We start from the raw sequence: 19,558 nt of genomic DNA on the forward strand, positions 1-19,558 counted from the left end.
TCCTTGCAGATGACCGATTTCCACCAATAAGGCGTCAATTGGGGGGTGGGTGCCGATCACCCTTTCGTGTGCTTTTCACCAAAGACCTCAAGGGTCGGGTGGGCCGCGCCGACAAAGGATGCGTGAGTACCCTTGCGCACACCATGATGACCGCCGCCCGCTCCGCCGATTCCGGCCTCGCCGGCCCGGGTGAACTCGACCGCTACCCGTATGCGGAGGCGCCGGCCGGCGAGCGTGCCGCTCTTCGCTCCTGGGAAGGTCCCGATGCCGACCTCGGCCGGGCGGGCCGACGGGGCTCGGCCAGTCGGGGCCGCGGCCTCCACGGCCAACTCGTTCAGCAGCTGGGCCAGATGATCGTTTCCGGCGACCTGGGGGCCGACCGCCCCCTCGTGCCGGAAGAGATCGGTCAGCGTTTCGAGGTCTCCCGCACCGTCGTGCGCGAATCGCTGCGTGTCCTTGAGGCCAAGGGCCTGGTCAGCGCCCGGCCCAACGTGGGCACCCGGGTTCGCCCCGTCAGCGACTGGAATCTGCTGGACCCCGACATCATCGAATGGCGCGCTTTCGGGCCTCAGCGCGAGGACCAGCGCCGAGAGCTGGGCGAGCTCCGGTGGACGATCGAGCCGCTCGCTGCCCGTCTCGCCGCGGGCCATGGCCGCGAGGACATTCAGCAGCGCCTCGGCGACATGGTCGAGATCATGGGGCATGCGCTCGGCCAGGGTGACGGGATCACCTGCTCCCGGGCCGACGCGGAGTTCCACTCCCTGCTGATCCAGGCGGCGGGCAATCGCATGCTCGAGCACCTCTCCGGCATCGTCTCCGCGGCACTGCAGGTCTCGGGTGGCCCCGTCACGGGCTGCGACCGCCCCACCGAGGCGTCCCTCGGTCACCACACCCGCATCGTCGACGCCCTCGCGTCCGGCGACTCGGCAGGCGCCGAGGCGGCCATGCGCCAACTGCTTGTCGTCCACCCCGAGGTGGAGCGGGTGGTGCCCGCCCCCCGCGAGCACTGAGCGCAGCACGGCCGGGGTGTACGAACCACGTGTCGCCGGGCCCCCATGGTCCGGCGGCACAATTGTGGGGAGATGTCACCCATGGTCACGTTCGTCGCAAATGAGGTGTGACTCGGGCCACGCGGATTGGGCGTAACACTCCTCGAAACAGTGCGATGACTTAAGAGGTGACCGCCGCGGAAGGAATACAGCAGCCATTCAGTGCGCTGTGCAGTTCTGAGGCCAAACCCGCGCCGTCGGTACATTCCCAGCCCGGCGGTCGTCGGTTCCAGCCCTCTCCAGGGCCGGACCGGAAGCCGTTTCCATCGTTCCGAGAGGTTGTTCGTGTCGGCCAGCACATCCCGTACGCTCCCGCCGGAGATCGCCGAGTCCGAGTCTGTGATGGCGCTCATCGAGCGGGGAAAGGCTGATGGGCAGATCGCCGGCGATGACGTGCGTCGGGCCTTCGAGGCTGACCAGATTCCGCCAACCCAGTGGAAGAATGTTCTGCGCAGCCTCAACCAGATCCTCGAGGAAGAGGGTGTGACGCTGATGGTCAGTGCCGCGGAGCCGTCCAAACGTGCCCGCAAGAGCGTCGCAGCAAAGAGCCCGGTCAAGCGCACCGCCACCAAGACTGTCGCGGCCAAGACGACCGTGACCAGGACGGTCGCGGCCACTGCCGCCGCGTCGGCAGAGACCGTGGACGTGGTGGCCGACGACGCTGCCGCGGCCGGCCCTGCGAAGAAGGCAGCAGCCAAGAAGACGGCTGCCAAGAAGACCGCCGTGAAGAAGACGACGGCCAAGAAGGCAACAGCGAAGAAGTCCGGAAAGCAGGACGACGAGCTCCTCGACGGCGATGAGGCGGCCGAGGAAGTAAAGGTCGGCAAGGGCGAGGAAGAGGAGGGCGAGGGCGAGAACAAGGGCTTCGTCCTCTCCGACGACGACGAGGACGACGCACCTGCGCAGCAGGTCGCCGTCGCCGGCGCCACCGCCGACCCGGTCAAGGACTATCTGAAGCAGATCGGCAAGGTTCCCCTCCTCAACGCCGAACAGGAGGTCGAGCTCGCCAAGCGCATCGAGGCCGGTCTGTTCGCCGAGGACAAGCTGGCGAACTCCGACAAGCTCGCGCCGAAGCTGAAGCGCGAACTGGAGATCATCGCCGAGGACGGCCGCCGCGCCAAGAACCACCTGCTGGAGGCCAACCTCCGTCTCGTGGTTTCGCTGGCCAAGCGCTACACGGGTCGCGGCATGCTCTTCCTGGACCTGATCCAGGAGGGCAACCTCGGTCTGATCCGCGCCGTCGAGAAGTTCGACTACACCAAGGGCTACAAGTTCTCCACGTACGCCACCTGGTGGATCCGTCAGGCGATCACCCGCGCCATGGCCGACCAGGCCCGCACCATCCGCATCCCGGTGCACATGGTCGAGGTCATCAACAAGCTCGCCCGTGTGCAGCGTCAGATGCTTCAGGACCTGGGCCGCGAGCCCACGCCGGAGGAACTGGCCAAGGAACTCGACATGACCCCTGAGAAGGTCATCGAGGTCCAGAAGTACGGTCGCGAGCCGATCTCCCTCCATACCCCGCTGGGTGAGGACGGGGACAGTGAGTTCGGTGACCTGATCGAGGACTCCGAAGCAGTCGTCCCGGCCGACGCGGTCAGTTTCACGCTCCTCCAGGAGCAGCTGCACTCGGTGCTCGACACGCTCTCCGAGCGTGAGGCCGGTGTGGTCTCCATGCGCTTCGGTCTCACCGACGGTCAGCCGAAGACGCTGGACGAGATCGGCAAGGTCTACGGCGTGACGCGCGAGCGCATCCGGCAGATCGAGTCGAAGACCATGTCGAAGCTGCGCCACCCGTCACGTTCGCAGGTGCTGCGCGACTACCTCGACTAGGTCGTACGAGTACACAGGCCGAGGGCCCGGATCCCGCAGGGGAGCCGGGCCCTCGGCCTATCTGAGAATGCGGTCCCCGGCAGGCCGGATGACTCTGGGTGGGAATGGTTCACCACAGAGTCAGGAGTGCGCATGTCCCGTACCGTCTTCCGCGCCATGTCCGGGGTGCTCGCCCTGGCGGCCGCCGTGGCCGCGACACCGCTCGGATCCTCCGCACCGGCTGTTGCGGACAGCATTGTCATCGGTGGGCAGCCCGCGCATGTCAAGGACAGCCCCTGGGTGGTTGCCCTGTCCAGCCGGGACCGGTTCGGAGAGACGCGCGCCGGCCAGTTCTGCGGCGGCGTCCTGGTCGCGCCCAAGAAGGTGCTGACCGCGGCGCACTGTCTGAGCCGGGAGGCGCTCGGGACCGATGTCGGCCAGGTGCGCGATCTGCGGGTCATCTCGGGCCGGGATGCCCTGCTCGGGACCGGGGGGAGGGAAGTGCCGGTGCGTGCGACATGGAGCAATCCGGGCTTCGACCCTCTCACGAACGCGGGAGACGTGGCGGTGCTCACCCTGGCCGATGCGCTGCCTGCGAAGAGTGTGATCCCGATGGCCGAATCCGGTGACGCGGCGTACGAGCCGGGTACGGGTGCGGTCGTCTACGGGTGGGGTGATACGACCGGTGCCGGCGACTACGCGTCGTCACTCCGTTCCGCCCAGGTGAGCGTCCTGCCGGACCGTTTGTGCGAGCAGGCGTACCCGGGCGGCAGGGATGGCACGTACGACGCCTCGGCGATGGTCTGTGCGGGCGAACTCCAGGGTGGGCACGACGCATGCCAGGGCGACAGCGGAGGGCCGCTGGTGGCCCGTGGGCGGCTCATCGGGCTGGTGTCCTGGGGGAACGGCTGCGGGGGGCCGGGAAGCCCTGGCGTGTACACGCGGATTTCCGCTGCCATTGGCTGGATGCGCGGCGGTAGCTGAACGGCGTCACCGCGTAGGCGTGCAGGTACGAGAACGGGCGGCTTCCTCCTGGGAAGCCGCCCGTCGGCCGGTCCGGAACCTGGCCCTGGCTCGTCGTGGATGCGAGGTGTCAGTGTTGTTCCTCTTCGGCAGCTTGGGCCTGCACGGCCGTCAGCCGGTCCGTCTCATCCTGTATTTCCGCGGCGATCTTCTTGAGTTCCGGCTCGAACTTGCGACCGTGGTGGGCACAGAAGAGCAGTTCACCGCCGCTGATCAGGACGACGCGCAGATATGCCTGGGCGCCGCAACGGTCACAGCGGTCTGCTGCGGTCAGCGGGCTCGCGGGGGTCAGAACAGTAGTCACGTCGCCTCTTCTCTAGCTCGACGAGCTGTCGTACCAGGGTCAACATCCAACCAGGCCCAAAACGTTCCCGCTCGTGGCTTTTCTTCGAAACTTCTTCTCGAGATGGCTGTCTGTTGCCGGTTGGCGGCGAATGTGCCGTATTGCGTAGCGCTACGGTTTCGCGTTGCTTGTCTTGTGTGGATCCTCCCGGCTGGCTTGCCGGTTTGTTCATGAGGACGTGCCCGGAGCCTAAATGGTTCATGCCTGGAAGGGAACGTGATGTGTACGTCACTCCCACGAGGGATCGAACGTGTATGCGAGGCTGGACTAGTGTGAGGGTTCTCGGAGGGTGGCGTTACAGCCGCTCTACCAGGCCTCGGTACCCTCTCAGCGGTGACCGAAGCCGAGCCCTTACCCACTTGGGCCTCAAATGAAATTCAGCGAGGAGCGAACCGCGTGACCGCCGATACGTCCGTGCCGTCCACTGCGCTGCTGACCGGAGCAGACCGAGACGGTTCCAACTACACCGCGCGGCACCTGCTCGTACTCGAGGGGCTCGAAGCGGTTCGCAAGCGTCCCGGGATGTACATCGGGTCCACCGACAGCCGCGGTCTCATGCACTGCCTCTGGGAGATCATCGACAACTCCGTCGACGAGGCCCTCGGCGGCTACTGCGATCACATCGAGGTCGTCCTCCACGACGACAATTCCGTGGAGGTCCGGGACAACGGGCGCGGCATCCCGGTCGACGTCGAGCCCAAGACGGGCCTGTCCGGGGTCGAGGTCGTGATGACCAAGCTGCATGCCGGCGGAAAGTTCGGCGGCGGCTCGTACGCCGCGTCCGGCGGTCTGCACGGCGTGGGTGCCTCCGTGGTGAACGCGCTCTCCGCACGGCTCGATGTCGAGGTCGACCGCAGCAGCGCGACCCATTCGATCAGCTTCCGCCGCGGAGTCCCGGGAATCTTCACCGAACAGGGGCCGGACAGCCCCTTCGACCCGGCCAACGGCCTGCTCAAGGGCAAGCGGGTACCGAAGGCGCGTACCGGAACCAGGGTGCGGTACTGGGCGGACCGGCAGATCTTCCTCAAGGACGCCAAGCTCAACCTGGAGACGCTCCACCAGCGGGCGCGGCAGACAGCCTTCCTCGTCCCCGGCCTCACGATCGTCGTCCGCGACGAACGCGGTCTCGACGGCGGGGGCAAGGTCGAGGAGACCTTCTGCTTCGATGGCGGAATCAGCGAGTTCTGCGAGTACCTCGCCCAGGACAAGGCGGTCTGTGACGTCCTGCGTCTGACCGGTCAGGGCACATTCAAGGAAACCGTGCCGGTTCTGGACGAACGTGGTCACATGACGGCGACAGAGGTCACCCGTGAGCTCGGCGTCGACATCGCCCTGCGCTGGGGCACCGGGTACGACACCAACCTCAAGTCCTTCGTCAACATCATCGCCACCCCCAAGGGCGGCACCCATGTGACCGGATTTGAACGCTCCGTGACCAAGACGGTGAACGAGGTGCTGCGTTCCGCCAAGCTGCTCCGTGTCGCCGAGGACGACATCGTCAAGGACGACGCGCTGGAGGGTCTCACCGCGGTCGTCACCGTACGGCTGGCGGAGCCGCAGTTCGAGGGGCAGACCAAGGAGGTGCTCGGCACCTCGGCGGCCAACCGGATCGTCGCCAACGTCGTGTCCAAGGAGCTCAAGGCGTTTCTGACCTCGACGAAGCGGGATCAAAAGGCCCAGGCCAGGGCGGTCCTGGACAAGGCTGTGGCAGCCGCGCGCACCCGCATCGCGGCCCGCCAGCACAAGGACGCACAGCGTCGCAAGACGGCGTTGGAGACCTCTTCGCTGCCTGCGAAGCTCGCCGACTGCCGGAGCGACGACGTGGAGCGCAGCGAGCTCTTCATCGTCGAGGGGGACTCCGCGCTCGGTACGGCCAAGCTCGCCCGGAACAGTGAGTTCCAGGCACTGCTGCCGATCCGGGGCAAGATCCTCAACGTCCAGAAGTCGTCCGTCTCGGACATGCTGAAGAACGCCGAGTGCGGTGCGATCATCCAGGTCATAGGAGCCGGCTCGGGGCGGACCTTCGACATCGACGCCGCCCGCTACGGGAAGATCGTCCTGCTGGTGGACGCAGATGTCGACGGTGCGCACATCCGCTGTCTGCTGCTGACCCTGTTCCAGCGCTACATGCGACCCATGGTCGAGGCGGGCCGGGTCTTCGCGGCCGTACCCCCGTTGCACCGGATCGAGCTCGTCCAGCCCAAGAAGGGCCAGGACAAGTACGTCTACACCTACTCCGACAACGAGCTGCGCCAGCGGCTGCTGGCGCTGCAGCGCAAGAACGTCCGGTACAAGGACTCGATCCAGCGCTACAAGGGTCTGGGCGAGATGGACGCCGACCAGCTGGCGGAGACCACGATGGACCCCCGGCACCGCACCCTGCGCCGGATCAACATCGGGGATCTGGAATCGTCCGAGCGCGTCTTCGATCTGCTGATGGGCAACGAGGTGGCACCGCGCAAGGAGTTCATCGCCAGCGCGGCCGCCACGCTGGACCGCTCGCGCATCGACGCCTGAGCGACGCCACCTCCACCCACGGGTGGAGGTGGCGTCTCCACCCACGATCAACCCCTGAGCCGATCCCCTGACCAGGTCGTTTCCGTAGCGTCGAAGGCGTCAACGAACCTTCCCGCATCTCGGAGGCACCCATGTCCGGGCTCGTCGATGTCCTGGTGATCGTCGCTGTCGTCGCTGTTGTGGTGGTCCGCCAGTGCTCGGCGCGGCGAATCTCCGACGACAGGCGCTGGTGGATCCTGCCGGGCATTCTTCTCGTCGTGTCGCTCCGCGACGGCGGCCTGGTGGACCCGCATCACGAAGCGCTGTCCGTGGCCGTCCTGGGCGCGGAGCTGGCTGTGGGGCTGGTGACCGGCGCCGGCTGGGGCTGGACCTCACGGCTGTGGCGTGAGGCGGACGGTTCGATGTGGAGCAAGGGGACGAAGGCCACCGTCTTCGTCTGGACAGGGGGCCTGGCACTGCGTGCGGCTCTCTACGGGGCCGCCTCGCTGATGGGGATACACCAGGGCAGTGCCGCACTGATGTCCGCCCTCGCGGTGACATTGGCGGTGCGCAGTGGTGTGCTCATGTGGCGGGCCGGGCAGATGCGTCCGGCGTACGGTGGCTCTGCCGACGGGATGTCGTCGCAGTCGGCGTGGAAGGACCGTGTGTGACTCGCGAGATCTGGACGAGCTGGCCGTCCCGGGAAGCCCTCTCCCCGGGGAATCGCACCCGCCCGCGGGCGTTGATCGCCTGGTTCGTCCGGGTGGGTCTGCTCACGGCCATGCTCTGGGGCACCTTCACCGGGGGACGGTTCGGGCCCTGGGAGGTGGTGCTCGGTCTGGCGGGTGTTGTGGCCTGTGCGATTGCCGCGCGGGCGTTCTTCCGGACCAGCCTGGAACACCGGCTGTGGCCGTCACTGGCACTTCTCGTGCTGCTGATGGTGGCGGCACTCGGGGCACAGCAGGCCGGTGCCGGAGTTCCGGCGGTGATCCTTTGGTGCGGCTGTGCTGTCGCTGCCCTGGAGCGGATGCCGTTTGTGGCGGGCCTCCCCGCCACGGCCGTCGCGCTCGGTGCTTACGCAGCCGTCAACACCGACGGCTGGCTGAATACAGCCATGACCACAGGGGGCCTCTGTCTGGCGGGCTACGTTCTGCGACTGGACGCGGAGGCCCGGGGCAATGCCCGGAGACTCCTCGCGCAGGAGCGGGCGGCCCGTGCGGCGGAGGCCGAGACGGCTGCCCTGGACGAGCGGGCCAGGATCGCCCGCGAAATCCACGATGTACTCGCCCACAGCCTCTCGGCGCAGCTGGTGCATCTGGAGGCGGCGCGGCTCCTGATCGAGCGGGAACCTCCGGGGGAGTTCAGGGACCGGGTACTGGAGCGGGTGGTGGCGGCACGTTCCATGGCACGCGAGGGCCTTGCGGAGACCCGCCAGGCGCTCTCGGCGCTGCGTGGAGAGGTTTCGCCGGTGGAGGATTTCCTGCGGCAGCTGGTGGCTGCCGAGCCCGCCGAGGTCAGTGTGGAGGGGGAGCAGCGGACGCTGACCGCGGAGGCGTCGCAGACGGTCCGCAGAGTGGCGCAGGAAGCCCTGACCAATGTGCGCAAGCACGCGCCCGGGGCCCGGGTCCTTGTCCGGCTGGAGTACCTGCCGGATGAAGTCGCTCTGGAGGTCAAGGACTCGGGTGGACGCAGACCCGAGAACGAACTCGCTGTCAGCGGCTCCGGATACGGTCTGCTGGGGATGAGGGAGCGGGCCGAGCTGATGGGCGGGACGCTGGAGGCAGGTCCCGGCGAGGAGGGTTTCGTGGTGAGTCTGCGGGTGCCCGCGTGAACGCGCGGGTCGTGGTCGCCGACGATCAGTCGGTGGTCCGCGAAGGAATCGTGATGCTGTTGGGGCTGCTGCCCGGAATCGAGGTGGTCGGATCGGCGAAGGACGGCGAGGAGGCCATCGCGCTCGTGGCCGAACTGGCCCCCGACGTGGTCCTGATGGATCTGCGGATGCCCCGTTGCGACGGGGCGGAGGCGACACGGCGGATCCGCAAGGATTATCCGGGGACCCAGGTGGTGGTGCTCACGACCTTCGCGGACGACGACTCGCTCTTCCCCGCGCTGCAGGCGGGGGCCAGGGGCTATCTCACCAAGGACGCCGGGGGCGACGAGATCGTGCGGGCCATTCAGGCCGTGCTGTCGGGCGAGGCCGGACTCTCGCCTTCCGTACAACGCCGCCTGCTGGAGCGCGTCACCACACAACCCCCGTTGGGTCCGGCCCCGGAGCCGCAGTTGCCCGACGGTCTGACACCACGTGAGCTGGAAGTGCTGGTCCTGATCGCGGAGGGGCTGTCCAACCTGGAGATCGCCCGCCGACTGCACATCTCGCAGGCCACCGTGAAAAGCCACATCAACAACCTCTTCGCCAAGGCCGGCGTACGCGACCGGGCACAGGCCGTTCGGTATGCGTACGTTCGGGGCCTTGCGCAGCCGCCCGGGCCGACCTTCACCTGAAGAGGTGAAGACCGGCGAATGAAGTGCCCGAGATCTTCCCGATCTGCCCATTCTTGGGTACGCGGCCGAAGTGGTCCGTGGACAAGGGGAGTTGTTCGGTGGAGAAGGAAGCAGGGCGTGAGGCCGCAGCGTTGCGGCTCGACGACCCGTGGTGCGACACGCTGGCCTCCGGACGGGGCGAGCCGGACGGTGCGGGGAGCTTCGCTCCCGCCGGGCGACCGGGGCCCGGAGAGCAGCAGTGCGGTCCCGGTGCGGCCGAGATCTATCTGGAGGTGCAGCGCAGCGGGGCCTTCCAGGAAGTGCGCCGTCGGTACCGGCGGTTCGTCATTCCGGCCACCCTTGCCTTCCTCGTCTGGTATCTCGCGTACGTCGTCGTCGCGATCACCGCACCCGGGCTGATGGCCCGTCCGGTGGCCGGCGCGGTCAATGTCGCGATGGTCGCGGGGCTCGGGCAGTTCCTCACGACGTTCCTTCTCACCGGGGCGTACGCGCGGCACGCACGGCTCCGCAGGGACCGGGCCGCGCTCGATCTGCGGTGGGAAACACAGGAGATGACGCGGGGGATCGGGCGTTGAACGGGAACCACCAGACGCTGGCGCTCCTGCTGTTCAGCGTCTTCATCGCAGTGACGCTCGCCATCACCACCTGGGTGAGCCGTAACCGGCACGGCTCGGCCGAGGAGTTCTATGCGGGCGGCCGGCTGTTCTCTCCCATGGAGAACGGTTTCGCCATCGCCGGCGACTACATGTCGGCCGCGTCCTTCCTCGGCATCTCGGGGCTGATCGCCCTCTTCGGCTACGACGGCATGCTCTACTCGGTCGGATTCCTCGTCGCGTGGCTCATCGTCCTGCTGCTGGTCGCCGAACTGGTCCGCAACTGCGGCCGGTTCACACTCGCCGACGTGGTGGCGGCGCGGATGGCGGAGCGCCCGGTCCGGATCGCCGCAGGCACCTCGTCCGTCACCGTTTCCGTGCTCTATCTGGTGGCGCAGATGGTCGGCGCGGGCAGCCTGGTCGCGCTGCTCCTCGGCGGTACGAGCGATGCCGCCCGTTCGTGGACCGTCATCGGTGTCGGGGCACTCATGGTGATCTATGTGTCGCTCGGCGGGATGCGTGCCACGACCTGGATCCAGATCGTCAAGGCCGTTCTGCTGATGGCGGGAACGGTTGTGCTCACCGTGCTCGTCCTGGTCCACTTCCGCGGCGACTTCAACGCCCTGCTCACCTCCGCGGCAGAACGGAGCGGGCACGGAAGCCGTTTCCTCTCGCCCGGTCTCAGGTACGGCGGAACCTGGGCGGCGCGCATCGACTTCATCAGCCTGGGCCTCGCCCTGGTACTCGGTACGGCGGGGCTGCCGCACATTCTGTCGCGGTTCTACACCGTGCCCACCGCCCGTGCGGCCCGCCGTTCGGTCGTCTGGTCCGTCGGGCTCATCGGCAGCTTCTACCTGATGACGATCGCGCTCGGATTCGGGGCGGCGGCCCTGGTCGGCTCGGCCGAGGTGCGGGCGTCGAATCCCGCGGGGAACACCGCGGTTCCGCTGCTGGCTCTGGTGCTCGGCGGCGGCGAAGGATCCACCGGGGGGACGATTCTGTTCGCCGTGGTCGCCGCCGTCGCCTTCGCGACCATCCTCGCCGTCGTCGCGGGGATCACCCTCGCCTCGTCCGCCTCCGTGGCCCATGATCTGTACGCCTCGCTCAGGCGTCCGGGCTCCAAGCAGTACAGCGAGGTCGCCGTGGCCCGGGTCGCCGCAGCCGGGATCGGGCTGACCGCCATCGGGCTCGGCCTGGTCGCCCAGGACCTGAATGTGGCATTCCTGGTGGGGCTCGCCTTCGCAGTCGCCGCTTCGGCCAACCTTCCGGTGCTGCTGTACTCCCTGTTCTGGCGGAACTTCACCACCCGCGGAGCAGTCTGGTCCGTCTACGGCGGGCTGATTCCCGCCGTGCTGTTCGTGCTGCTCTCGCCGGTTGTCTCCGGCAGCCCGACCTCGTTCTTCCCCACCGTCGACTTCCAGCTCTTCCCGCTGGAGAACCCTGGCCTGGTCTCGATTCCACTGGGCTTTCTGGCCGGCTGGATCGGCACGGTCACCTCCACCGAGCCGCCCGACGCCGCCAAGCATGCGGAGACCGAGGTCCGTGCGCTGACCGGGGCAGGGGCGGTGTGACCGGTACCGCACGCGCGGGCCGGGTCTCACCGTACGGATCCGATCCGAACCGCGAAAAGACCGGGGTTCGGGTCAGTGCGCCGGTGGACCAGGTGTACCGGTGTTCCGGGCGGCACCTCTCGCCGTACCGCAGCGTCAGTCCCACCTGGCCCGTCTTCGCAGCCCGGCGTAGGTGAAGGGCTTCACCGGGTACTGCAGCGCGCCGTGTCGCACGGCCTCCTGGACGGTGGCGACGTCGCGCGCCGCCGTCACCATGATCACGTCGGTGTGGTGGCCGAGCCAGTGCAGTTCCCGCACCATCGTCAGACCATGACGACGACGTACTCGGCACCGGTGGCGCGTCTGATCCGTTCCGCCGCGGACTGCGCACGGCCGGCGGGCTCCGGGGCCGTGGCGAGCAGCGCCTCGGTGATCTGCGGCTGGGCCGCCGCCATGCTCTGCGCGATGGCGGTGCGCGACGCATCGCCCGGTCGTCGAGTTGCGGTCCGAGGGGTGCCAGGAAGAAACCGGTGGCGAGCACGGTGACGCCGGTCGCCGTGGCCGGCTGCATCAGCAGGACCTGGGAGAAGGCCCGCTGCGGTCAGCCGAGCAGGCGCGCTCTTCCGGCGGCGGGCGGTGGGGCGCTCACGTATGAACGGTGAAGGGCATTTCGCTGCTCTCCGGAATTCCCTCTGCAATGCTCCCTCGCCTTCGAGGGCTCCTCGTCCAAAGATGTACGCAATCTCCTTGCGCTGCCTGCAACGTTCTTGCGCCCATGACGCGACGACTTGCTCAGGTGGCGCAGAAGGTGGGGGTCAGCGAGGCCACGGTCAGCCGGGTGCTCAACGGAAAGCCCGGTGTCTCCGACGCGACCCGGAAGGCCGTCCTCTCCGCGCTCGACGTCCTCGGATACGAGCGCCCCACCCAACTGCGCGGCGAGCGGGCCCGGTTGGTCGGCCTGGTCCTGCCCGAGCTGCCGAACCCGATCTTCCCCGCCTTCGCCGAGGTCGTCGGCGGCGCGCTGGCCCAGCAGGGCCTGACCCCTGTGCTGTGCACCCAGACCAAGGGCGGCGTCTCCGAGCCCGACTACGTCGAACTGCTCCTGCAGCAGCAGGTGTCGGGCGTGGTCTTCGCCGGTGGGCTCTACCACCAGGACGACGCCCCGCACGATCACTACGCATTGCTCGCGGACCGCAGGATCCCCGTCGTCCTCATCAACGCGGCCACAGCCCACCTCGGGTTCCCCGGGGTCTCCTGCGATGACTTCGTCGCCATGGAACATGCCTGGCGCCATCTCGCGTCGCTCGGCCATGAACGCATCGGCCTGGTGCTCGGCCCCTCCGGTCATGTCCCCTCGCAGCGCAAACTGGCCGCCGCCCATGCGATCGCCGAGATGACGGGCGCCACCGTGCCGGACGAGTGGGTGGCCAGGACCATGCTCTCGCTGGAGGGCGGGCAGGCCCCCGCCACACGCCTGCTCGACCGGGGAGTCACGGGTATCGTCTGCGCCGGCGACCCGCTCGCGCTCGGAGCGGTGCGCGCCGTACGCCGTCGCGGCCTCTCGGTCCCTGCCGATGTCTCGGTCGTCGGTTACGACGACTCGGCCTTCATGAACTGCACCGATCCTCCGCTGACCACGGTCCGGCAGCCGATCGAAGCCATGGGACGCGCCGCCGTCGAGCTGCTCTGCGCACAGATCGGGGGCCGCGCGGTGCCCTCCGACGAACTGCTCTTCGAACCGGAACTGGTGGTGCGGGGCTCCACCGCCCGGCCGCCGCGCACGGCCTCCCGATGAATGCCGCGATTTTGCGCTGTGCGGACTGTCTATTGCAGTGCCTCACCCGTGGCACTCGGTAGCGGCTGAGGGGGGCGGGGGCCTCCGTACTGGCCGGTGGGACGCATGCGCAGCGGTCTTTCCCCGTACTCCTCCAGAGCGTGCGCGATCCAGCCGGCCGTGCGCGACACCGCGAACACCGTCTCACCCGCCTCCGCGGCCATGCCGGAGGAGACCGAGAGCACGGCGAGCGCCAGATCGACATTGGCGTGCAGGGGCGCGTGGCGGGCGGTCGTGGTGACCACGTCGCGTGCCGCGGCGAGCGCCGGAGCCGCCTGCGGGACGTCCGCGAGAAGGGCGAACAGGGTCCGCGCCCGCGGGTCCTCCGAAGCGTAGAGGCGATGGCCGAGCCCCGGCACCCTGCGTCCGGTACGGAGATGGTCCGCGACCACCGGGACCGCGCTGCCCCGCTCCAGGACCTCGGTCAGCATCCGGTGCGCCAGACCGCTCGCCGCCCCGTGCAAGGGGCCCTCAAGGACTCCCAGGCCCGCGGAGACCACCGCGTACGGATGGGCATGGGCGGACGCGGCGACCCTGGCGGCCAGCGTCGACGCCGCGAGATCGTGGTCGATCAGCAGGGCGAGGGCGGTGTCCAGCGTGGCGATCGAAGGCTCGTCGGCCGGTCGGGCGGTGAGTTTCGGCCACAGCCGCCGGGCCAGGCCGGCCCGGCGCCCATTCGCCGTCCCTGCGGTCGCGTCGCCCGTCGGCGATGCGCCCGCTGCCGGCGGAAGCGCTTCGACCAGGGTCGGGATCAGGTTCCGCGCACTGGCGAGCACCGCCTCGCGCGAGAGGTCGAAGCGGAGCGGATCGACGGTCGCCGCAGCGATCACGGCCACCCGCAGCCGGTCCGTCGAACCGCTGTGGGCGGGCAGCGCGTCGACCGCCCGGCGCGCCGCGGCCAGCGCCTCGTCAGGCGCGGTGAAGCGGATGCCGGGCCGCAGATCACCGGTCCAGAGCCACTCGGCGACCTCCTCGTAGGCGTACCGCCCGGCCAGCTCGGTCGCGTCGACGCCACGGAAGTAGTAGCGGTCGCTCTCGATGAGCGTGATGCCGGTACGGAAGCCCGGATCGCCGGTGGCGGGGGAGGGGTCCCGGCGGCCCGTGCGCCGGGCCAGCGCATCGACCTCCGCCGCGTCGAACGTGCTGCCGCGCCCGCCGGGAGCGCGCCTGCTGCTCAGCTGGCCCCGGCTGACGTACGCGTACACCGTCTCCGGTTTCACGCCGAGACGCGCGGCCGTCTCCCGGGTGCTGAGCCGGGGCGAGGCGCTGGCGCCGCGGTCGTCGCCGGATGCTGCCTGATCCTTCATGTCGCCAACCGTATCCATATTGATTCAATCAACATTGACAGCTCGAAGTCAATCATGGATGGTCCAATCAATATCAGCGGGACCCGTCGAGAGGGTCACGGAGGAAAGAGATGCCGACCATGACCAGCGGAACCCGAACCCCGTTCGACGTACCCCGAGGACTCGCGGGTGTCGTCGTCACCGACACGGCCCTCGGCGATGTCCGTGGGCGCGAGGGCTTCTACCACTACCGGCAGTACTCGGCGATCGACCTCGCGCAGACCCGCAGCTTCGAGGACGTCTGGCACCTGATGACCGAGGGCACGCTGCCCGATGCCCCGGCCCGTGCCGAATTCACCGCCCGCACCGCCGCGCTGCGCCATCTGCCCGCCGAGGTCCGTGCGGCCCTGCCCGCCATAGCCCGCGCGGGAGCCGTCTCAGGGCCCCTGGCCGGTCTGCGCACCGCCCTCTCGCTCCTCGGAGCCTCGGCCGGATTCCGGCCGGTGTACGACATCGACGCCGGCCGGCGCCGGAGCGACGCCCTGGCCGCCTGCGCCGCCGTCCCCACCGTGCTCACCGCCCTGCACCGGCTCGGCCAGGGCCTCGAACCGGTCGAGCCGCGCGACGATCTGCCCCACGCGGCCAACTACCTGTACATGCTGACCGGGTCCGTACCGGAGGCCGCACGGGTCAGGGCCGTGGAGCAGTACCTGATCTCCACCATCGACCACGGCTTCAACGCCTCGACCTTCACCGGCCGGGTCGTCGCCTCCACCGGAGCCGATGTGGCGGCCTGTCTGGTGGCGGCCGTCGGTGCGCTCTCCGGACCGCTGCACGGGGGAGCGCCCAGCCGCGCCCTCGACACCCTGGACGCCATCGGCACCCCCGACCGCATCGATGGCTGGATCCGCGAGCAGGTGCTCGCGGGCGGGCGCATCATGGGCTTCGGCCACCCCGTCTACCGCACCGAGGACCCCCGCTCGCGCATGCTGCGGGGCATCGCCCAGGGCTTCGGCGGCCCGCTCGTCGACTTCGCCGTCGAGGTCGAGCGGCAGGTCGAGGCGATCCTCGCCGAGCTCAAGCCCGGCCGCGAGCTGCACACCAACGTGGAGTTCTATGCCGGAGTCGTCATGGAGCTGTGCGGGCTGCCGCGCGAGATGTTCACGCCGACGTTCTGCGCGGCGCGGGTGGTCGGATGGAGCGCCAATATCCTGGAGCAGGCGGCGGACTCGAAGATCATCCGTCCGGCGGCCCGCTATGTCGGTACGCCCCCGCCGCAGCCGGTCCCGGCACCCTGACGTCCCCTGAGGAAGGTCCCTGTTGAACCCGTCGTCCCCGCCCCGCAAGCAGCAGATCCCGGTCATCGTCCTTGCGGGGTTCCTGGGATCCGGCAAGACGACGCTGCTCAACCACCTCCTCCGCAACCGGGCGGGAAACCGGATCGGCGTGATCGTCAACGATTTCGGTTCCATCGAGATCGATGCCATGACGGTCTCGGGGCAGGTCGGCTCGACGGTCTCGCTGGGCAACGGATGTCTGTGCTGCGCGGTCGACGCGAGCGAGCTCGACGCCTTCCTGGAGACGCTGACCCGGCCCGCCGCCCGCCTCGATGTGATCGTCGTCGAGGCCAGCGGGCTGGCGGAGCCGCAGGAGCTGGTGCGCATGCTCCTGGCCAGCGACAACCCGCACATCGTGTACGGGGGGCTGGTGGAGGTCGTGGACGCCGCCGAGTTCGATGCCACCCGGGAGCGTCATCCGGAGATCGAACGCCATCTCGCCGTCGCCGATCTCGTCGTGCTGAACAAGACCGACCGGGTCGGGAGCGAGGAACAGGCCCGCATCAGGGACGTCGTCGCCGCGACGGGCGCACCGGCCGGGGGCGGGGCGAAGGGCGGCGGGGCCGCCGTCATCTGCGCCACGTACGGACGCATCGACCCCGAGCTGCTCTTCGACCCGGCGCTGCGGCCGGACGGCGAGGAGAAGGCCCGCCAGCTCACCTTCGAGGATCTGCTCCTGGCGGAGCGGGCCGGGGAAGAGGCCGCCGGGCACGAGCACCATCTGCACGCCGCGTACGAGAGTGTCTCCTTCACCTCGGACGTACCGATGAACCCCCGCCGTCTGATGGAATTCCTCGACTCCAGACCGGACGGCCTCTACCGGATCAAGGGGTTCGTCGACTTCGGCGGGGGCGACCGGGGCAACAAGTACGTCCTGCACGCGGTCGGCAGGTTCCTGAGGTTCGCCCCGCAGCCGTGGGCGCGCGACGAACCGCGCCTCACCCAGCTGGTGCTGATCGGTTCGGGGATCGACCCGGACCGGTTGCACAAGGAGCTGGCCGGCTGCCGGGAGAGCGCTGCCCCGGCACCGGACACGGCGCAGGACGCCGCACATGAGCGAAGCATGTGGGGCGTCCTGCGGTACGTACAACGGCCGGGCGACGACGCGTAGCGGCGGATCGCTGCCGCTACGCGTCGTCTGCCCGCGCCGCTCCCTGATCCGGCCTGATCCAAACGAAAGGCCCTAGACGGGGCCGGCCACTACCGCGACCGGTTTGACCAGCGGTGTCCCCGAACCGTCACGCCGCGGATCCGGCTCGGGCAGCTGGGCCGGCGTGCCGTTCTTCTGCGCGGCCCGGGCCGGCGTCGCACCTGCCCAGCCGAACACCAGCACGTCCTCGCCCTTGAGGAACCGCTGACAACGCACCCCACCGGTGGCCCGGCCCTTGCGCGGATACTGATCGAACGGCGTGAGCTTGGACGTCAGCTCCGAGTCGTCCAGCGTGCCGTGCGAGCCCGCCACCGTGAACACCACGGCGTCCACCGCCGGATCCACCGCTGTGAACGAGATCACCTCGGCGCCCGCCGCGAGCTTGACCCCCGCCATGCCTCCCGCAGGCCTTCCCTGCGGCCGCACCTGCGCCGCCGGGTAGCGCAGCAACTGCGCGTCGGACGTGATGAAGACCACGTCCTCCTCGCCCGTGCGCAGTTCGGCCGCGCCGACGATCCGGTCACCGTCCTTGAGGGCGATGACCTCCAGCTCGTCCTTGTTGGCCGGATAGTCCGGCACCACCCGCTTGACGACCCCCTGCAGGGTGCCGATCGCCAGGCCGGGAGAGGCCTCGTCCAGCGTGGTGAGGCAGACGACCTCCTCGTCGCCCTCCAGCGTGAGGAACTCCGAAACCGTCGCCCCACCGGACAGACTGGGCGCCGCGTGGGTGTCCGGCAGCTGCGGCAGATCGATCACCGCGAGCCGCAGCAACCGCCCTGTCGACGTCACCACACCCACATCGCCACGGGCCGTCGCCGGCACGGCCGACACGATCACATCGTGCTTGGCACGCTTGGCGTCCTCGGCGAAGACGATCGGATCGTCATGGGCGGTACGGGCCAGCAGGCCGGTCGACGACAGCAGCACCCGGCACGGGTCGTCCGCGACCTCCAGCGGCACCGAGGCGACCTGCGCGCCGGCCGACTCCAGCAGCACGGTTCGCCGGTCGGTGCCGAACTTCTTCGCCACCGCGGCCAGTTCGGAGGAGACGAGCTTGCGCAGCTCGGTGTCCGATTCGAGGATGGCGGTCAGCTCGTCGATCTCGGCGTTGAGCCGGTCCCGCTCGCTCTCCAGCTCGATCCGGTCGAACCGGGTCAGCCGACGCAGCGGGGTGTCCAGGATGTACTGCGTCTGGGTCTCGCTCAGCGAGAAGTGCTCGATGAGCCGCTCCTTCGCCTGCGCCGAATTGTCGCTGGACCGGATGAGCCGGATGACCTCGTCGATGTCGACCAGCGCGACGAGGAGCCCCTCGACCAGGTGCAGCCGGTCGCGGCGCTTGGTCCGGCGGAACTCACTGCGCCGGCGCACCACCTCGAAGCGGTGGTCGAGATAGACCTCCAGGAGCTCCTTGAGGCCCAGGGTGAGCGGCTGGCCGTCGACCAGCGCCACGTTGTTGATGCCGAAGGATTCCTCCATCGGCGTCAGCTTGTAGAGCTGCTCCAGCACGGCCTCCGGTACGAAGCCGTTCTTGACCTCGATGACCAGACGCAGCCCGTGCGCGCGGTCGGTGAGGTCCTTGACGTCCGCGATGCCCTGGAGCTTCTTAGCCGAGACCAGGTCCTTGATCTTGGCGATCACCTTCTCCGGGCCGACGCTGAAGGGCAGTTCGGTGACGACCAGGCCCTTGCGGCGCGCCGTGACGTTCTCCACGGCGACGGTGGCGCGGATCCTGAACGTCCCGCGGCCGGCCGCGTAGGCGTCCTTGATGCCGCCGAGGCCCACGATCCGGCCACCGGTCGGCAGGTCGGGACCGGGGACGAACCGCATCAGGGTCTCCAGGTCCGCACCCGGATGCTTGATGAGATGGCGGGCGGCGGCGATGACCTCGCCCAGGTTGTGCGGCGGCATATTGGTCGCCATGCCGACCGCGATCCCGGTCGTGCCGTTGACCAGGAGGTTCGGATAGGCGGCCGGGAGGACGACCGGCTCCTGTTCCTGGCCGTCGTAGTTCGACTGGAAGGCGACGGTGTCCTCGTCGATCGACTCCGTCATCAGTGACGTCGCGTCGGCCATCCGGCACTCGGTGTACCGCATGGCGGCCGGCGGGTCGTCGTTGCCGAGCGAGCCGAAGTTCCCGTGTCCGTCGACGAGGGGGAGCCGCATGGAGAACGGCTGCGCCATCCGCACCAGCGCGTCGTAGATCGACGCGTCACCGTGCGGGTGCAGCTTACCCATGACCTCGCCGATCACGCGGGCGCACTTCACATAGCCGCGCTCCGGGCGCAGGCCCATCTCGTTCATCTGGTACACGATGCGGCGGTGCACCGGCTTCATGCCGTCGCGGGCGTCCGGCAGGGCCCGTGAGTAGATCACCGAGTACGCGTACTCGAGGTAGGAGCCCTGCATTTCGTCGACGACGTCGATGTCGAGGATCTTCTCCTCGAAATCGTCCGGCGGCGGCGGGGTCTTCGTGCTGCGGCGGGCCATCGCTGCTGCGACTCCTTCACGGATTCTGACGGATTCTGTCCGGGCAACCTGAGGTTCTGACGCGGACCATTGTGGACCGCCGCACTGACATCGCCG

The 19,558-nt window shown here is 68.9% G+C and carries 15 protein-coding genes and 2 pseudogenes; 12 read left to right on the plus strand and 5 right to left on the minus strand.

Annotation, left to right across the window (positions count from 1 at the left end):
* Positions 1–122 precede the first annotated feature (122 nt).
* The 3 genes from ACF08M_RS19900 to ACF08M_RS19910 all read left to right on the plus strand — a co-directional run bounded on the left by ACF08M_RS19900 (position 123) and on the right by ACF08M_RS19910 (position 3,845).
* Positions 123–1,010, plus strand: a complete 888-nt coding sequence (locus ACF08M_RS19900; protein WP_392186572.1) for a FadR/GntR family transcriptional regulator — start codon at positions 123–125, stop codon at positions 1,008–1,010.
* Positions 1,011–1,334: 324 nt separating this feature from the next.
* The gene (locus ACF08M_RS19905) at positions 1,335–2,882 is read left to right on the plus strand and encodes an RNA polymerase sigma factor (protein WP_392186573.1); all 1,548 of its coding nucleotides are present in this window, start codon (positions 1,335–1,337) and stop codon (positions 2,880–2,882) included.
* 132 nt (positions 2,883–3,014) lie between these two features.
* A complete protein-coding gene (locus ACF08M_RS19910) occupies positions 3,015–3,845 on the plus strand; it encodes a S1 family peptidase (RefSeq protein WP_392186574.1) in 831 nt (276 codons plus the stop codon).
* Positions 3,846–3,954: 109 nt separating this feature from the next.
* Here ACF08M_RS19910 and ACF08M_RS19915 read toward each other — a convergent pair whose 3' ends face one another.
* Positions 3,955–4,188 carry a hypothetical protein gene (locus ACF08M_RS19915; RefSeq protein ID WP_024489001.1) on the minus strand — a complete coding sequence of 78 codons (234 nt, stop codon included), beginning with the start codon at positions 4,186–4,188 and terminating at the stop codon, positions 3,955–3,957.
* A gap of 435 nt (positions 4,189–4,623) precedes the next feature.
* Here ACF08M_RS19915 and ACF08M_RS19920 point away from each other — a divergent pair, with 435 nt between their 5' ends.
* From ACF08M_RS19920 to ACF08M_RS19945, 6 genes are all read left to right on the plus strand, one after another.
* Positions 4,624–6,744 carry a type IIA DNA topoisomerase subunit B gene (locus ACF08M_RS19920; protein WP_392186575.1) on the plus strand — a complete coding sequence of 707 codons (2,121 nt, stop codon included), beginning with the start codon at positions 4,624–4,626 and terminating at the stop codon, positions 6,742–6,744.
* Positions 6,745–6,875: 131 nt separating this feature from the next.
* Complete coding sequence (locus tag ACF08M_RS19925; protein ID WP_392186576.1) at positions 6,876–7,394, plus strand: DUF1453 domain-containing protein; 519 nt, start codon at positions 6,876–6,878, stop codon at positions 7,392–7,394.
* Complete coding sequence (locus ACF08M_RS19930) at positions 7,391–8,554, plus strand: sensor histidine kinase (RefSeq protein ID WP_392186577.1); 1,164 nt, start codon at positions 7,391–7,393, stop codon at positions 8,552–8,554. The genes ACF08M_RS19925 and ACF08M_RS19930 overlap by 4 nt, the downstream gene beginning before the upstream one ends.
* On the plus strand, positions 8,551–9,225 hold the full coding sequence (locus tag ACF08M_RS19935; RefSeq protein ID WP_392186578.1) for a response regulator: 675 nt from the start codon (positions 8,551–8,553) through the stop codon (positions 9,223–9,225). Before ACF08M_RS19930 ends, ACF08M_RS19935 begins: the two co-directional genes overlap by 4 nt.
* A gap of 131 nt (positions 9,226–9,356) precedes the next feature.
* Positions 9,357–9,800 (plus strand): DUF485 domain-containing protein, encoded by a 444-nt coding sequence (locus tag ACF08M_RS19940; RefSeq protein ID WP_392186699.1) that lies wholly within the window; start codon positions 9,357–9,359, stop codon positions 9,798–9,800.
* Positions 9,797–11,389 (plus strand): cation acetate symporter, encoded by a 1,593-nt coding sequence (locus ACF08M_RS19945; RefSeq protein WP_392186579.1) that lies wholly within the window; start codon positions 9,797–9,799, stop codon positions 11,387–11,389. Before ACF08M_RS19940 ends, ACF08M_RS19945 begins: the two co-directional genes overlap by 4 nt.
* Positions 11,390–11,539: 150 nt before the next feature.
* Here the strand turns inward: ACF08M_RS19945 and ACF08M_RS19950 are convergent.
* Together ACF08M_RS19950 and ACF08M_RS19955 are read right to left on the minus strand one after the other, a co-directional pair.
* A pseudogene (locus tag ACF08M_RS19950) lies at positions 11,540–11,704 on the minus strand (response regulator); the annotation flags it as partial.
* Positions 11,698–11,939 (minus strand): annotated as a pseudogene (locus ACF08M_RS19955) (histidine kinase); the annotation flags it as partial. The pseudogenes ACF08M_RS19955 and ACF08M_RS19950, both read right to left, overlap by 7 nt.
* A 204-nt stretch (positions 11,940–12,143) precedes the next feature.
* On the opposite strand from ACF08M_RS19955, the gene ACF08M_RS19960 reads away from it, so the two are divergent.
* Positions 12,144–13,163 carry a LacI family DNA-binding transcriptional regulator gene (locus tag ACF08M_RS19960; protein WP_392186580.1) on the plus strand — a complete coding sequence of 340 codons (1,020 nt, stop codon included), beginning with the start codon at positions 12,144–12,146 and terminating at the stop codon, positions 13,161–13,163.
* Between the two features lie 29 nt (positions 13,164–13,192).
* On the opposite strand, the gene ACF08M_RS19965 is transcribed toward ACF08M_RS19960, so the two are convergent.
* Positions 13,193–14,509 carry a citrate/2-methylcitrate synthase gene (locus ACF08M_RS19965; RefSeq protein ID WP_392186581.1) on the minus strand — a complete coding sequence of 439 codons (1,317 nt, stop codon included), beginning with the start codon at positions 14,507–14,509 and terminating at the stop codon, positions 13,193–13,195.
* A 110-nt stretch (positions 14,510–14,619) separates the two neighbouring features.
* On the opposite strand from ACF08M_RS19965, the gene ACF08M_RS19970 reads away from it, so the two are divergent.
* Positions 14,620–15,786, plus strand: coding sequence for a citrate synthase/methylcitrate synthase (locus ACF08M_RS19970; RefSeq protein WP_392186582.1), 1,167 nt, complete (start codon positions 14,620–14,622; stop codon positions 15,784–15,786).
* A 22-nt stretch (positions 15,787–15,808) separates the two neighbouring features.
* Positions 15,809–16,936, plus strand: coding sequence for a CobW family GTP-binding protein (locus tag ACF08M_RS19975; RefSeq protein WP_392186583.1), 1,128 nt, complete (start codon positions 15,809–15,811; stop codon positions 16,934–16,936).
* A 72-nt stretch (positions 16,937–17,008) separates the two neighbouring features.
* Here ACF08M_RS19975 and ACF08M_RS19980 read toward each other — a convergent pair whose 3' ends face one another.
* A complete protein-coding gene (locus ACF08M_RS19980; protein ID WP_392186584.1) occupies positions 17,009–19,462 on the minus strand; it encodes a DNA topoisomerase (ATP-hydrolyzing) subunit A in 2,454 nt (817 codons plus the stop codon).
* Positions 19,463–19,558: the final 96 nt, after the last annotated feature.

Source organism: Streptomyces sp. NPDC015032, assembly GCF_043080425.1.
Taxonomy (GTDB): domain Bacteria; phylum Actinomycetota; class Actinomycetes; order Streptomycetales; family Streptomycetaceae; genus Streptomyces.